Origin of the sequence: Micromonospora sp. NBC_00389 (assembly GCF_036059255.1) — a bacterium.
Classification (GTDB): domain Bacteria; phylum Actinomycetota; class Actinomycetes; order Mycobacteriales; family Micromonosporaceae; genus Micromonospora.
Genome location: NZ_CP107947.1, coordinates 5,841,457 through 5,855,892 on the forward strand (window position 1 = coordinate 5,841,457; position 14,436 = coordinate 5,855,892).

The following is a 14,436-nucleotide window of genomic DNA, read 5'->3' on the forward strand; positions in this document are numbered from 1 at the left end:
CTACTGGGTGCGGCCGGCCACCGCCGGGTCGCCCGAGGGCGCGCCCGCCCGGTCGGACGGGCCAGGTGTCGCGGATTCGGGCGTCGCCTGGTCGGCCTCGGGCCGCCGGGGTGCGGCGGTGGGCGCCGGCACGGCGTACGCGTCCAGCGCGGCGGCCGCCGTCGCCCGGACCTGCTCAGCCAGCTCGACCGGGGCGACCACGGTGACGTCCGGGCCGAGGCCGAGCACGAACCGGCGGGCCCACCCCAGGTCGGTCACCCGCAGCGAGACCAGCCACTGGTCGCCGTCGCCGGCCTCCACCCGCTCGCACGGGTAGTACTCGGTGATCCACCGCTCGCTGCGGGCGATCCGCAGGGTGATCAGCGGCAGGTCGGGCGAGGGACGGAAGACACCCTCGGTGAGGTCGTGCGGGACGGCCTGCGGTGGCGCGGCGGCCGGCTCGTCCAGCTCGGTGATCGCGTCGATCCGGTCGGCCCGGAACAGTCGGACCGCCTCGGCGCGCCGGCACCACGCCTCCACGTACGCCCGGCCGCCGACCATCAGCATCCGCAGCGGGTCGATGACACGGTCGGTGGTCTCGTCCCGGGCCGCCGTGTAGTAGGTGATCCGCAGCGCCCGGCCGCCCTCTACGGCGGCGCGCAGCGCCTCCACCCGCCGGGTGTCCCCCGGCAGCCGGACCGCCACCGGCGCGCCCACCAGGTCCCCGGCGTCCTCGATCTTCGCGAGGGCCCGCTCGACGGCCTCCCGGTTGGCCACCCCGGGTGTCTCGGCGAGCATCCGCAGCGCCACCACGAGGGCCAACGCCTCGTCGGGGGTGAGCCGCAGCGGCCGGTCGATGCCGGCGTCGTAGGTGATGGTCACCCGGTCGCCGTCGAAGGCCATGTCGATCAGGTCACCGGGGCCGTAACCCGGCAGCCCGCACACCCAGAGCAGCTCCAGGTCCTCGCGCAACTGTCGCTCGGTGACGCCCAGATCGCCGGCGGCCTCGGCGACCTCGATCCCCGGTCGCGCCAGCAGGTAGGGCACCAGGTTCAGAAGCCGGGCCAGGCGGTCTGCGGAGGCCCGGGAGCCGCCGCGGGCAGCCGGCCGGGTCACCGGGCACCCCCGGTGACAGCCAGGTCGTCGTGCCGGGCGGCGATCTCCTTGAGACGCTGGATGACCGCCTCGCGGACCTCCGGCGGGTCGAGCACCCGCACGTCCGGGCCGTACCCGACGAGGTGGCCGGCGATCCCGTCCGGGTCGGCGTACGGCAGGACCAGCCGGTCACCGTCCGTCCCGGCGGTCACCTCCACCGCCCAGCGGCGCAGCCCGGCGGCCCGGCCCGGTGCGGCCAGCACGGTGGCCCGGCCGGTGCGCTCCACCGGGCCGGACCAGCGGGCCACGTGGCTGATCAGGTCGACGCCGGCCGGCGGCTGATATCCGCCGGCCGCGCCGGTCACCCGGACCGAGCCGACCACCCGGGACAGCCGGAAGCAGCGGGTCGCCGCGCGGTCGAGGTCGTGGCCGACCACATACCACCGGCCGCGCCAGCAGACCACGCCCCACGGCTGCAGCCGGCGGCGACTGGGCGCGTCCCGGTCGGGCACCCGGTAGTCGAAGCCGACCTCGCGGCGATCCCGGGCGGCGGCGGTCAGCGGCGCGAACGCCGGGTCGACGGTGACCATCGGCTCCAGGCCCAGGGTGGCCTGCGGGTCCACGTCCACCCCGGCGGCGCGCAGCTTGGCTAGCCCGGATGACGCGGCGGCGGCGAGCCCGGCGTGCTGCCACAGCCGGGCGGCGATGCCGACCGCGGCGGCCTCGTCCGGTTCGAGGGGGATGTCGGGCAGCGCGTACTCGCGATGGGCGATCCGGTAGCCGGGCTCGGCGTCGAAGACGCTGGCCGTTCCGGTCTCCAGCGGCACGCCCAGCTCACGCAGCTCGGCCTTGTCCCGTTCGAACTTGCGCTGGAACGCCTCGTGGTCGCGCGCGTCGTCGGGATCGTGCTCGTAGCCGGGCACGGTCGCGGCGATCTGCGCGGCGGTCAGGAACCGTCGCGTGGACAGGAGGCAGATCACCAGGTTGACCAGGCGTTCGGTGCGGGTCCGCGACACGGGTAGACGCTAGCAGCCGACGCGCCCGGGACGTGCATCCGCGCGGGCGTGCCGCACATCTGTTCGGATCGGGGTGTCCGGGCCGGCAGCCCGGCGGGGTGTCGTCGCCGGTCATAGGGTGACTCTCATGGCGGAAGTGGGCGTCAAGGCGGAAGCGGGCGTCAAGACCGAGAGCGTCGGCACCGTGGTCGTCGCCGGCGCCGCCAACCTCGCCATCGCGGTGGCCAAGCTGATCGCCGGGCTGATCTCCGGCTCGGCCGCGATGCTCTCCGAGGCGGCACACTCGATCGCCGACACCACCACCGAGGTGCTGCTCTACCAGGCGCTGCGCCGGGGCGCCCGGCCCGCGGACACCCGGCACCCCTTCGGGTACGGCAAGGAAAGCTACGTCTGGGCGTTCTTCGCGGCCATGTTCACCTTCGTCGCGGGCGCCGGTTTCGCCGTCACCCACGGCGTCACCACCATCCTGGTGCACCAGCACAGCGGCGACTATCTGGTCTCGTACATCGTGCTGGGGGTGTCGTTCGTCATCGAGTCCATCTCGCTGGCCCGGGCCGTGCGGCAGGTCCGCCGCGAGTCCCGGCGCTGGAAGACCACTCCCCGGCGGTTCCTGCGGCTGACCGCCGACACCACCGTCAAGGCGGTCTTCCTGGAGGACAGCGCGGCGCTGATCGGTCTGCTGCTGGCCGGGCTCGGGGTCGGCCTGTCCGAGGCCACCGGCGACGAGGTGTGGGACGGCGTCGCGTCGATTCTGATCGGGCTGCTGCTGCTGACGGTCGCCGGGATCCTGGCCAGCAACAACCTGTCCCTGCTGGTCGGCCGGGCGGTCCCGGAGCGGCTGCGCCGCGTGATCGAGCAGGAGATGGCCGGGCTGCCCGAGGTGGAGCGGATCGACACCCTGCTGACCATGCAGCTCGGCCCGGACGACATCCTGGTCGCCGCGAAGGTCGATTTTCGTGACGAGGCCACCGGCGCGGCCATCGAGGCCACCGCCGACGAGGCCGAGCGGCGGCTCACCGGGCGGTTCCCGGAGATCCGCTACGTCTTCCTCGACCCGACCCGTTCGCTGCCCGGCGCCGGCGGCCAGGCGCGAAACACCCAGGCCGGCCCGAGCCCGGACGCCGGCGGCGCACCCGACCCGACCTGAACCACGTCGCCGGACCACCCGGGCGCGGGACGCCGGGCCCGCGCGGCTAGCGTGCCCGTCATGGTGCGATGGCGGGCGGGGACGGTGGCGGCGCTGCGGCGGCAGTGGACCGGGGCGATGGAGCTCGACGTCGACCTGCCCGACGGCACCCGCATGCGGGCGCTGGCCTACCCGGAGTTGGTCGGCACGCCCGAGCCCGGCGACCGGGTGCTGCTCAACGTCGGTGCGCTGCTGATGGGGCTGGGCACCGGCGGGTACGCCCTGGTGGTGGCGCTGCCGGACCGGCTGCCGCCCGACCCGCCGGCCTCCGGCGACACCCGCGACACCGGGCACCTCGTCAAGGCCCGCTACACCCCGCTGCAACCGATCCTGCTCGGCGTCGACGAGGAGGCGTCCCCGCACCGGGACGTCCTGGCCGACGCCGACGACCTGGGCGGGCTGCCGGTGGTCACCGCCGACCTGCACTCGGCTCTGCCGGCGATCCTGGCCGGCATCCGGGCCGACGCCCCGCACGCCCGGGTGGCGTACCTGCTGACCGACGGTGGGGCGCTGCCGGCCTGGTTCTCCCGCACCCTGGCCGGGCTGCGCGCCGACCTTGCCGGGACGATCACCGTCGGGCAGGCGTTCGGCGGCGACCTGGAGGCCACCACCCTGCACGGCGGCCTGCTCGCCGCCCGGTACGTGCTGCGCGCCGACGTGGCGGTGGTCGCGCAGGGGCCCGGCAACCTCGGCACGGGCACCCGGTGGGGCTTCTCCGGGGTCGCCGTCGGCGAGGCGGTCAACGCGGTCGCCACGCTGGGCGGCCGGCCGGTCGGGTCACTGCGGATCTCCGCCGCCGACCCCCGCCCCCGGCACCGGGGCGTGTCCCACCACAGCCTCACCGCGTACGGCCGGGTGGCGCTCGCCCCGGCGGAGCTGGTGGTGCCCGACGACCTGGACCCGGCGCTGGCCGCCGAGGTGGACGCGGCGCTGGTCCCGCTGGCGGCCCGACACCGGATCGTCCGGGTGCCCGTCACCGGCCTCGACGCGGCGCTGCGGGCCAGCACCGTGCCGCTGTCCACCATGGGCCGTGGCCTCGACGCCGACCACGCCTACTTCCTCGCCGCCGCGGCGGCCGGCCGCCACGCCGCCACCCTGCTGCCCTGACCCGGCCCGACCCCGGCCCGACCCCGGCCCGGTTCTGGGCCGGAGCGGGTCGGCCGTCGGTCAGCGCACCAGGGGGCGTTTGTCGCGGGGCAGGGCTTCGATCATCTCCCGGGGCAGGTTGAGGGTGTCCGAGATGACCTGGGGTGGAGTGTTCGCCATCCACTGGGTCAGGGAGATGTCCTCGAACCGGGGCTTGCGGAACATCTCCAGAAAGACCAGCGGCTCGGTGCCGAGGTTCTCGATGTAGTGGCCGTACGCGAACGGCACGTACCCGACGTCGCCGGAGCGCATGTCGAAGGTGCCGGCCACGCCGGTGCTGGCGAACACGCCCATCCGGCCGTGGCCGGAGATGTAGTACTGCCACTCGTCGTCGGTGGGATGCCAGTGCAGCTCGCGCATCCCACCCGGGTCGACCTCCACCAGCGCGGCGCAGATGGTGGTGGCCGCCGCGAACTGGTTCACGTCGGCGATGCGCACCTGACCGCCCGGGAACCGTTGCGGCTGCTGCGCGAGCAGCCGGTGGCTCAGCGTCCGGGGCACGTCCCCGGTCGGGCTCACCACCCGGTCGCGTTCCAGCGGCGGCGGCACCTCCCCGGCGAAGATGTACTTCTCCCGCTCCGGCAGCGAGTCGAGCTGCTCGGGCCGCCAGCCGAAGTTCTCGGCCAGCACGTCCTTCGGGGTGTGCGCGAAGAAGTCGCTGATCAGGAACGTGCCGTTCTCGGTGAACGCCCCGTCGTCGAGGACCAGCAGGAACTCCACCCCCTCGTCGAGGGCCTGGATGTGGTGCGGCACGCCCTTGGGGAAGAACCACAGGTCGCCGGCGCGCAGGTCGTCGAGGAAATTGCGGCCCTCCTGGTCGACCGCGCTGATCCGGCAGCTGCCGCGTGACACGTACGCCCACTCGGACTGCTGGTGCCAGTGCAGTTCCCGGTACGCGCCCGGCTCCAGCGCCATGTCCACGCCGCAGAGCTCGGTGGCGATCGGCAGCTCCCGCACCGTGACCTCCCGGGTCCAGCCGCCGCGCTGGATCCGGGTGTGCGCGTCGGAGAAGGAGAACCGCAGGTTGGGCAGTGTGCCCGCGTCCGTGCTCGGTGGGGTCAGCAGATCCGGGTTCTGCCGGTCCCGGACCACGTCACGCGGCCCGGGATCCTGCCAGCCGGCCTGCCCCCGCTGCGGCTGTGGCGCCGCGCTGTCCCCGCCCGTCATCGCTCGCTCCCTCCGTCGGACCCGCCGTTGCCACCGGGCGGCTCCGCGGCTGCGGGCGTCCGGCGACCGGCGACGGTTGCCCGACCCGGGGGCCCGGTCGGGCCAGCGGTGGCCCCCCGGGGCCAGCCACCGGCACCGATGCGGAAGCGGCGTCGTCGCGGCAATCCCGGCCACGGCGGGGACGCCGGTGCGGTACGGAGTGTCGGCCGGCGGGACCGGCGAGGAAGCCCGTGGGATCAGGCGAGGAAGATCAGGGCGAGCCAGCCGCCCACGATGAGCACCAGCGCCAGGGCCAGCACCCACGTCGGCACGGTGTAATCGCCGCGCCGGTTGCGGTCGATCTCGGCGCGGATCTTGTCCCTGCGGCGTTCGACCCAGTTCTGCCGCTCGGTGCCGCGCTCGGAGCGGTCGGAAGGTCCAGAAGTCGTCATGGCGCGCCCAGCCTACCGAAAGCGCCGGCCCCGCCGGCGGACACCACCGCCGGGGCCGGCGCAACGGTCACATGCTGGCGATCAACCGCTCCACCCGCTCGTCGTACGCCCGGAACGGGTCCTTGCAGAGCACCGTGCGCTGCGCCTGGTCGTTGAGCTTCAGGTGCACCCAGTCGACGGTGAAGTCCCGCCGCTTCTCCTGGGCGTGCCGGATGAACTCGCCGCGCAGCCGGGCCCGGGTGGTCTGCGGCGGGGTCTCCTTGGCCTCGAAGATCTCCGGGTCGGTCGCCACCCGGTCCACCTCGCCACGGCGCTCCAGCAGCCCGTAGAGGCCGCGACCGCGACGCAGGTCGTGGTAGGCCAGGTCCATCTGCGCCACCCGCGGGTGCGACAGCGGCAGGTCGTGCTTGCGCTGGTAGCGCTCGATCAGCCGCAACTTGGTGACCCAGTCGATCTCCCGGGAGACCGGCTCCAGATCTCCGCTCTCCACCGCGTTCAGCACGCGGCCCCACAGCTCGACGACTCGCTTGGCGGCCTGGTCGCCGCCACGGCGCTCCACGAACTCGGTGGCCTTGGCGAGGTATTCCTGCTGGATGTCCAGCGCGCTGACCTCCTTGCCGGAGGCCAACCGGACCTTGCGCCGGCCGGTGATGTCGTGCGACACCTCCCGGATCGCCCGGATCGGGTTCTCCAGCGACAGGTCGCGCATCACCACCCCGGCCTCGATCATCCGCAGCACGATGTCGGCCGTGCCGACCTTGAGCAGCGTGGTGACCTCGTTCATGTTGGAGTCGCCGACGATCACGTGCAGCCGCCGGTAGCGCTCGGCGTCGGCGTGCGGCTCGTCGCGGGTGTTGATGATCGGGCGGCTGCGGGTGGTCGCCGAGGAGACGCCCTCCCAGATGTGCTCGGCCCGCTGCGACAGGCAGTAGACCGCGCCGCGTGGGGTCTGCAGGACCTTGCCGGCCCCGCAGATCAACTGCCGGGTGACCAGGAACGGGATGAGCACGTCAGCGAGCCGCCCGAACTCGCCGTGCCGGGAGACCAGATAGTTTTCGTGGCAGCCGTACGAGTTGCCGGCCGAGTCGGTGTTGTTCTTGAACAGGTAGATCTCACCCGCGATGCCCTCGTCGTGCAGTCGCTTCTCCGCGTCGACGAGCAGACCCTCCAGGATCCGCTCGCCGGCCCGGTCGTGGGCGACCAGATCGGTCACCGAGTCACACTCCGGAGTGGCGTACTCCGGATGCGACCCGACGTCCAGGTAGAGCCGGGCCCCATTGCGCAGGAACACATTGCTCGACCGACCCCAGGACACCACGCGACGGAAGAGATACCGCGCGACCTCGTCCGGGGACAGCCGCCGCTGCCCGCGATAGGTGCAGGTGACGCCGTACTCGGTCTCGAGGCCGAAGATTCGCCGCTCCATGAGGTGACATTAGCCGCCCGGAGGGCCGGTTCGTCACTGTCACAGCACAGGTCGTGCCCCGGGTGCGGTCACATACCGGCTGAGTGCGACATTCCGTCCGGTCCGATGCTCGCCACGAACCTCCGGCAGCTGTCGTACTCCGGCAACAGCCCGCGCTCGCGGGCCTGCGCCAGCGTCGGCGCCGCGTCGTCGCGGGCGGACAGTTGCGGGACGTCGGCCGGCCACTCGATGGCCAACTCCTCGTCCAGCGGGTGCACCGCGTGCTCGCCGGTCGGGTTGTACGTGGTCGAGCAGAGGTAGCTCAGCGTCGCGTCGTCGGTCAGCGCGCAGAAGCCGTGCCCCAGCCCCTCGCTGAGGTAGACCGCCCGGCGGTCGGTGTCGTCCAGCCGGACGCCCTCCCAGCGGCCGAAGGTCGGCGAGCCCACCCGCAGGTCCACCACCATGTCGAGCACCGCGCCCCTTACGCAGGTGACGTACTTGGCCTGCCCGGGCGGGACGTCGGCGAAGTGGATGCCGCGCACCACACCGCGCGCGGAGACCGACAGGTTGGCCTGGGCCAGCCGCAGGGGATGCCCCACCACCTCGGCGAGCCGGTCGAAGCGGTACCACTCCATGAACATGCCGCGCGGGTCACCGTGCTGCTGCGGGGTGATCTCCCAGGCGCCCTCGATGCTCAGCTCCCGGATCTTCACCAGACGCCCCCGTCGCCGCTCTTCTCGGCCAGCAGGCCGAGCAGGTAGTCGCCGTAGCCGCTCTTGGTCAGTGGCTCGGCCAGCGCGCGCAGCTGAGCGTCGTCGATCAGGCCGGCCCGCCAGGCCACCTCCTCGACGCAGCCGATCTTCAGACCCTGCCGCTCCTCGACCACCCGGACGAACTCGGCGGCCTGCATCATCGAGGTGAACGTGCCGGTGTCCAGCCAGGCGGTGCCGCGGTCCAGCACGGTCACCGACAGCTCCCCGGTCTCCCGGTACACCTCGTTGACCGCCGTGATCTCCAGCTCGCCGCGGGCGCTCGGGGTGAGCTTGCGGGAGATGTCGACCACCCGGTTGTCGTAGAAGTACAGGCCGGGCACCGCGTAACGGGACTTCGGCCGGGCCGGCTTCTCCTCGATCGAGAGCACCCGACCGTCGGCGTCGAAGTCGACCACGCCGTACTCCTGCGGGTTGGCCACCTGGTAGGCGAAGACGCGACCGCCGATCGGGTCACCGTGGCCGGCGAGCTGCCGACCCAGGCCGACGCCGTGGAAGATGTTGTCGCCGAGGATCAGCGCCACCGACTCGTCGCCGATGAAGTCCGCCCCGAGGATGAACGCCTGCGCGATGCCCTCCGGGCGCTCCTGGCTGACGTACTCCAGCCGCAGCCCGAACTGGCTGCCGTCGCCGAGCAGCCGACGGAACTGGCCCTGATCCTCCGGGGTGGTGATCACCAGGATCTCCCGGACCCCGGACATCAAAAGGGTGGAGAGGGGGTAGTAGACCATCGGCTTGTCGAAGACCGGCATCAGCTGTTTCGACACCGCCCGGGTGATCGGCCAGAGTCGCGATCCGGTGCCACCGGCAAGTAGGATTCCACGCACCGGCGAAGCCTACCGGCACGAATACGGAACGTGCGCGGGGGTCGCATGCCCCGCGCGACGCGCGACTTGGCGTACACTTCCGGACCCGTGAGGATCCTCGTCACCGGCGGAGCCGGATTCATCGGGTCGGAGTACGTTCGCCTGCTGCTGGGCAAGCCCCTCGGCAGTGCCGACGGCGTGCCGCCGCTCGAGCCGGCGGCAGTGACCGTGCTCGACAAACTGACCTACTCGGGTAACCGGGCCAACCTGGCACCGGTACAAAACGATCCACGGTTGCGGTTCGTGCAGGGCGACATCTGCGACCCGGTCCTGGTCGACCAGGTCGTCGCCGACCACGACGTGATCGTGCACTTCGCCGCCGAATCACACGTCGACCGGTCCATCGCCGGCGCCGCGCCGTTCGTCACCACCAACGTGCTGGGCACCCAGACACTGCTCGACGCCGCGCTGCGCCACCGCACCGGCCGGTTCGTGCACGTCTCCACCGACGAGGTCTACGGCTCGATCGACGAAGGATCCTGGACCGAGACCTGGCCCCTGGCCCCCAACTCGCCGTACTCGGCGTCCAAGGCCAGCTCCGACCTGCTCGCCCTGGCCTACCACCGCACCCACGGCATGGACGTGGTCGTCACCCGCTGCTCCAACAACTACGGGCCCTACCAGTTCCCCGAAAAGGTCATCCCGCTGTTCGTCACCAACCTGCTCGACGGCGGCACCGTCCCCCTCTACGGCGACGGCGCCAACATCCGCGACTGGCTGCACGTGCACGACCACTGCCGAGGCATCGCCCTGGTCCAGCAGAAAGGCCGCGCCGGAGAGGTCTACAACATCGGCGGCGGCACCGAACTGACCAACAAGGAACTCACCGGCCGACTCCTGCAAGCCTGCGACGCCGACTGGGACCGCGTCATCCCCGTCGCCGACCGCAAGGGCCACGACCGCCGCTACTCCCTGGACATCACCAAAATCCACGACGAACTCGGCTACAGCCCCAGCATCGACCTCGACCACGGCCTCGCCGACACCGTCCGCTGGTACCAGGAAAACCGCGCCTGGTGGGAACCCCTCAAGACCACCCCCACCGCATGACCCGACTACTCCTCACCGGCGCCGGCGGAATGCTCGGCCGGGACCTGGTCGCCGTGCTGGCGACCCGGCCCGATCTCAAGGTGACCGCCGCCACCCGGGCCGACCTGGACGTCACCGATCCCACCGCTGTCAGCGCCGCGGTGGCCGGGCACGACGTCGTGATCAACGCGGCGGCGTGGACCAACGTCGACGGCGCCGAGGCCGACGAGGCAGCGGCCACCGCCGTCAACGGCCAGGGCGTGGCGAACCTCGCGGCGGCGTGCGCGACCGACGGAGCCCGCCTGATCCAGGTCTCCACCGACTACGTCCTCGCCGGCGACGCGCACACCCCCTACCCGGAGGACGCGCCCACCGCGCCGGTCAACGCGTACGGCCGCGGCAAGCTGGTCGGCGAGCAGGCCGTCGCCCGGCTGCTGCCCGACACCGGGTACGTGGTCCGCACCGCCTGGCTGTACGGCGCGCACGGGCCGAACTTCGTGGCCACCATGCTCCGGCTCGCCACGCAGCGGGAGCATCTCGACGTGGTCGACGACCAGCACGGCCAGCCCACCTGGTCGTACGCCCTCGCCGAGCGGCTGGTGGCGCTCGGCGACGCGGCACTGGCCGGGCGCGCCGCCCCCGGCGTGTACCACGGCACCTGCGCTGGCCAGACGACCTGGTACGGATTGGCCCGGGCGGCGTTCGCGCTGGCCGGGCTGGATCCGGACCGGATCCGACCCACCACCAGCGACCGGTATCCGCGTCCCGCCCCCCGCCCGGCGTACAGTGTGCTAGGGCACAGCCGCTGGGCGGCCGCGGGTCTCCCGCCGCTTCCGGATTGGCACACCAGCCTGGTTGACGCGTTCGACTCCCCCGCTCCACCCGCCCCGTGGAAGGTCGCATGAAGCTCACCCTCGTCACCGGCCTGACCGGCCTACTGCTGCTCGGCACCATCGTCGAGTTGCTGCGCCGTCGTCAGCTGCGCGAGAAGTACGGCATGCTCTGGCTCGCCGTGCTGATCATCGTGATCCCGCTGTCCCTGTTCCCCCGGCTGCTCGACAACGTCGCCGAACTCCTCGGTGTCGCCTCCGGTGTCAGCCTGGTGCTTTTCCTCGGCATCGTCTTCCTGCTGCTGGTGTGCGTGCACCTGAGCTGGGAGGTCAGCGCCCTGGAAGAGGAAACCCGCACCCTGGCCGAAGACTTCGCCCTGCTCCGCGCGCAGATCGACGCGGACCGGGCGGCCCGAGACGAACTGGTGTCCAGCGATGGTTAACGGCAAGCGCACCTTGATCATCATCCCGGCACTCAACGAATCGGGCTCCATCGCCGACGTGGTCGGCGAGGTTCGCGGCGAGCTGCCCGGTGTCGACGTGCTCGTCGTCGACGACGGCTCCACCGACCGCACCGCGGCCGTCGCCGCCGCCGCCGGCGCCCGGGTCGCCACGCTGCCGTACAACCTCGGCGTCGGCGGTGCCATGCGCCTCGGCTATCGGTACGCACGGGACAACGACTACGACGTCGCCATCCAGATCGACGCCGACGGCCAGCACGACCCCCGGTACGTGCCGAAGCTCGTTGACCTGCTCGAGGACAGCGACCTCGTCATCGGCGCCCGGTTCGCCGGCGAGGGCGACTACAACGTCCGCGGCCCCCGCCGCTGGGCGATGGTGATGCTCTCCGCCGTGCTGTCCCGGGTCGCCCACACCAAGCTCACCGACACCACCTCGGGCTTCCGGGCCGCCAACCGGCGGGTCATCGAGATGTTCGCCAGCTGGTACCCGGCCGAATACCTCGGCGACACGGTGGAGACCCTGGTGCACACCGCGCGGCGCGGCTTCCGCATCCGGCAGGTGCCGGTCGCCATGCGCAAGCGGATGGCCGGCACACCCAGCCACTCCCCCGCGAAGGCAATGATCTATCTCGGTCGCGCGTTCGCCGTGCTCACGCTGGCGCTCATCCGCCGGTGATCCGTCGCCTGCTGCGCCTGATCCCGCCCGGCACCATCGCTGTTGGTGCCGGGCTGGGTCTCCTCGGCCTCGCCTCCTACGTCCACCTCGCGGTCGCCGGCCACAGCCTCACCGAGGCCGACTATTCCTCCCTGTCGGTGCTCTGGTCGATCGTCTTCACCCTCGGCATCGGCGTGTTCATGCCCGTCGAGCAGGAGGTCGCCCGGGTCGTCGCCGCCCGCCACAGCCAGGGGCTACCCCCGGGCCCGGTGCTGGCCCGCGGCGTCGCGGTGGCCGCCGTGGTGCTCGCCGTGCTGGTGCTGGCCGTCACCGCCGGCCGACAGCCGCTCGCCGACCGGCTCTTCGCCGGCGACGGCACCATGGTCACCGTGCTGGTCGGCGCGCTCGTCGCGATGGCCATCGCCTACTCCACCCGCGGCGTCCTCTCCGGCCTGCAACTCTTCCCCTGGTACGGCACCCAACTCGGCATCGACGGCGGGCTGCGCATCATCCTGGTCGCCCTGCTCGGGCTCGCCGGGGTGACCTCCCCGGTCTGGTACGGCCTGGTGCTGGTCGCCGCCCCGCTGGTCAGCGTCCTGCTCACCCTGCCGCCGGTGCTCCGCACCATCGGCGGCGGCGTACCGGTGGCCTGGGCCACCCTGCTGCGTGGCCTCGGCCTGCTCACCGTCTCCAGCCTGCTCTCCCAGGTCGTGGTGAACATCGGCGTGATCAACCTGCAGTTGCTCGCCCCTTCCAACACCGCTGCCGCCGGCGCCCTGCTCTCCGCCCTCGTGCTGGTCCGTATCCCGCTGTTCGTCTTCGGGTCGATGCAGGCGTCACTGCTGCCCGGCCTGGCCACCACCGCCACCACCGGCGACCGGGCCGGCTTCCACAGCCTGCTGCGCCGCGCGCTCGGCATCGTCACTGCGCTCGGCCTCACCGGAACGATCGGCGCCGTGCTGGTCGGCCCCTGGCTGGTACGCACTCTCTTCGACGCGCCCGACGTCCTCGGCCACGGCGACTTCGCCTGGCTTGGCGTCGCCACCCTCGCCTACCTGTGGGCCATGGTGCTCGGCCAGGCACTGCTCGCCCTCGACCGGCACCGGGCCCAGGCGCTCGCCTGGACCGCCGGCGTCGCCGCTCTGGTGGCCGTGACACTCGTCCCGGCCCCGGTGACCCTGCGGGTCGAATTGGCCTACGCCATCGGCTCCGTCGTCGTGGCCGCCACCATGGCGGTGCTGCTGCGAGACGGCACCCACCGCGCCCCCACCCCCACCCGGCCCCTCGACGACGCCGTGGCCCCTGCCGTATCCGGAGGCATCCGATGACCCGCCCACAGGTGACCGCGGTGATGCTCGCCTACGGCGCCGAGCCGTACCTGGTCGACGCCGCTCGGGCAGTCCTGGCCAGCACCGACGTCGAGATCGAGCTGATCGTCGTCGACAACGGCTGCACCGGCGACGGCATCGACATCGTCAAGGGTTTCCCCCAGGTCCGCGTGGTCCGGCCCGAACAGAACACCGGCTACTCCGGCGGCTGCCGGGTCGGTGCCGCCGAGGCCACCGGCGACTGGCTCGCCTTCGTCAACTCCGACGCCATCGTCGCCCCGGACGCCCTCGCCAAGACCGTCGCCGTGGCCGCCGACCCCGGCGTCGGCGCCGCGATGGCCTCGATCCGGCTCGCCGACACTCCCGAGCTGATCAACACCTCCGGTAACCCGCTGCACTTCACCGGGCTGTCCTGGGCCGGTGGCAACGGCGAACCCGCCACCGCCCACGCCAGCCGCACCACCGTTCCGTCGCTCAGCGGCTGCTGCTTCGTGATCAGCCGACAGCGTTGGCAGGACCTCGACGGCTTCGCCGCCGAGTACTTCGCCTACCACGAGGACACCGAGCTCAGCCTGCGGCTCTGGCAGCGCGGCCTGCGCCTGGAGTACGTTCCGGACGCCGTCGTCCGGCACCACTACGAGTTCTCCCGCAACGACCTGAAGCTCTACCTGGTGGAGCGCAACCGGCTGGTCACCCTGCTCACCGCGTACCAGACCCGGACGCTGGTGGTGCTCGCCCCGATGCTGCTGCTCACCGAGGCCGCCATGCTCGCCGCCGCGCTCGCCGGCGGCTGGACCAAGCAGAAGACCCGCGGCTGGGGCTGGCTGTGGCGCAACCGGTCCTGGGTCGGCGCCCGCCGCCGTCAGCTCCAGAGCGAGCGCACCGTGCCCGACGGGGTGATCGCCGAGCTGATGACCGCCCGGGTGGCACCGTCGAACGTCGACTCACCCCCCGGGATGGGCGTTTTCAACGCGGTCGCCGCCGGCTACTGGGCCCTGGCCCGGCCGCTGCTCCAGCGCCGCTGAGACACCCGCCGGCAGACACGAGCGCCGGGGACCGCCTTTGCGGTCCC

At 72.5% G+C, this 14,436-nt stretch carries 15 protein-coding genes; 8 read left to right on the forward strand and 7 right to left on the reverse strand.

Annotated elements, in window-relative coordinates:
• Both OG470_RS27640 and OG470_RS27645 read right to left on the reverse strand, forming a co-directional pair.
• On the reverse strand, positions 1 to 1,095 hold the full coding sequence (locus OG470_RS27640) for a helix-turn-helix transcriptional regulator (RefSeq protein ID WP_328416860.1): 1,095 nt from the start codon (positions 1,093 to 1,095) through the stop codon (positions 1 to 3).
• Complete coding sequence (locus OG470_RS27645) at positions 1,092 to 2,090, reverse strand: helix-turn-helix transcriptional regulator (RefSeq protein ID WP_328416862.1); 999 nt, start codon at positions 2,088 to 2,090, stop codon at positions 1,092 to 1,094. The genes OG470_RS27640 and OG470_RS27645 overlap by 4 nt, the downstream gene beginning before the upstream one ends.
• A 127-nt stretch (positions 2,091 to 2,217) precedes the next feature.
• Here OG470_RS27645 and OG470_RS27650 point away from each other — a divergent pair, with 127 nt between their 5' ends.
• Positions 2,218 to 3,237 (forward strand): cation diffusion facilitator family transporter, encoded by a 1,020-nt coding sequence (locus OG470_RS27650; protein ID WP_328416864.1) that lies wholly within the window; start codon positions 2,218 to 2,220, stop codon positions 3,235 to 3,237.
• Positions 3,238 to 3,297: 60 nt separating this feature from the next.
• Positions 3,298 to 4,383 carry a DUF3866 family protein gene (locus tag OG470_RS27655; protein WP_328416866.1) on the forward strand — a complete coding sequence of 362 codons (1,086 nt, stop codon included), beginning with the start codon at positions 3,298 to 3,300 and terminating at the stop codon, positions 4,381 to 4,383.
• A 60-nt stretch (positions 4,384 to 4,443) separates the two neighbouring features.
• Here the strand turns inward: OG470_RS27655 and OG470_RS27660 are convergent, their stop codons facing one another.
• From OG470_RS27660 to rfbA, 5 genes are all read right to left on the reverse strand, one after another.
• Entirely contained in the window at positions 4,444 to 5,589 is a 1,146-nt protein-coding gene (locus OG470_RS27660) for an oxalate decarboxylase family bicupin (RefSeq protein ID WP_328416867.1), read from the reverse strand.
• Positions 5,590 to 5,825: 236 nt separating this feature from the next.
• Positions 5,826 to 6,020 (reverse strand): hypothetical protein, encoded by a 195-nt coding sequence (locus OG470_RS27665; protein WP_328416869.1) that lies wholly within the window; start codon positions 6,018 to 6,020, stop codon positions 5,826 to 5,828.
• A gap of 67 nt (positions 6,021 to 6,087) precedes the next feature.
• Entirely contained in the window at positions 6,088 to 7,446 is a 1,359-nt protein-coding gene (pafA, locus tag OG470_RS27670) for a Pup--protein ligase (RefSeq protein WP_328416871.1), read from the reverse strand.
• Between the two features lie 68 nt (positions 7,447 to 7,514).
• A complete protein-coding gene (locus tag OG470_RS27675; protein WP_328416873.1) occupies positions 7,515 to 8,138 on the reverse strand; it encodes a dTDP-4-dehydrorhamnose 3,5-epimerase family protein in 624 nt (207 codons plus the stop codon).
• Positions 8,135 to 9,022, reverse strand: a complete 888-nt coding sequence (rfbA, locus tag OG470_RS27680) for a glucose-1-phosphate thymidylyltransferase RfbA (protein WP_328416875.1) — start codon at positions 9,020 to 9,022, stop codon at positions 8,135 to 8,137. Before rfbA ends, OG470_RS27675 begins: the two co-directional genes overlap by 4 nt.
• Before the next feature lie 87 nt (positions 9,023 to 9,109).
• Here rfbA and rfbB point away from each other — a divergent pair, with 87 nt between their 5' ends.
• Genes rfbB through OG470_RS27710 form a run of 6 tightly spaced genes read left to right on the forward strand, consistent with a single transcriptional unit; the run spans position 9,110 to position 14,389 of the window.
• Positions 9,110 to 10,111, forward strand: coding sequence for a dTDP-glucose 4,6-dehydratase (gene rfbB, locus OG470_RS27685; RefSeq protein WP_328416877.1), 1,002 nt, complete (start codon positions 9,110 to 9,112; stop codon positions 10,109 to 10,111).
• Positions 10,108 to 10,995: a dTDP-4-dehydrorhamnose reductase gene (rfbD, locus tag OG470_RS27690; protein WP_328416879.1), complete on the forward strand. Its 888-nt coding sequence runs from the start codon at positions 10,108 to 10,110 to the stop codon at positions 10,993 to 10,995. Before rfbB ends, rfbD begins: the two co-directional genes overlap by 4 nt.
• On the forward strand, positions 10,992 to 11,363 hold the full coding sequence (locus tag OG470_RS27695) for a DUF2304 domain-containing protein (RefSeq protein WP_328416881.1): 372 nt from the start codon (positions 10,992 to 10,994) through the stop codon (positions 11,361 to 11,363). Before rfbD ends, OG470_RS27695 begins: the two co-directional genes overlap by 4 nt.
• Positions 11,356 to 12,057, forward strand: coding sequence for a glycosyltransferase family 2 protein (locus OG470_RS27700; protein WP_328416883.1), 702 nt, complete (start codon positions 11,356 to 11,358; stop codon positions 12,055 to 12,057). Before OG470_RS27695 ends, OG470_RS27700 begins: the two co-directional genes overlap by 8 nt.
• Entirely contained in the window at positions 12,054 to 13,364 is a 1,311-nt protein-coding gene (locus OG470_RS27705; RefSeq protein ID WP_328416885.1) for a lipopolysaccharide biosynthesis protein, read from the forward strand. The genes OG470_RS27700 and OG470_RS27705 overlap by 4 nt, the downstream gene beginning before the upstream one ends.
• Complete coding sequence (locus OG470_RS27710) at positions 13,361 to 14,389, forward strand: glycosyltransferase family 2 protein (RefSeq protein ID WP_328416886.1); 1,029 nt, start codon at positions 13,361 to 13,363, stop codon at positions 14,387 to 14,389. Before OG470_RS27705 ends, OG470_RS27710 begins: the two co-directional genes overlap by 4 nt.
• The last annotated feature ends 47 nt before the right edge of the window (positions 14,390 to 14,436 follow it).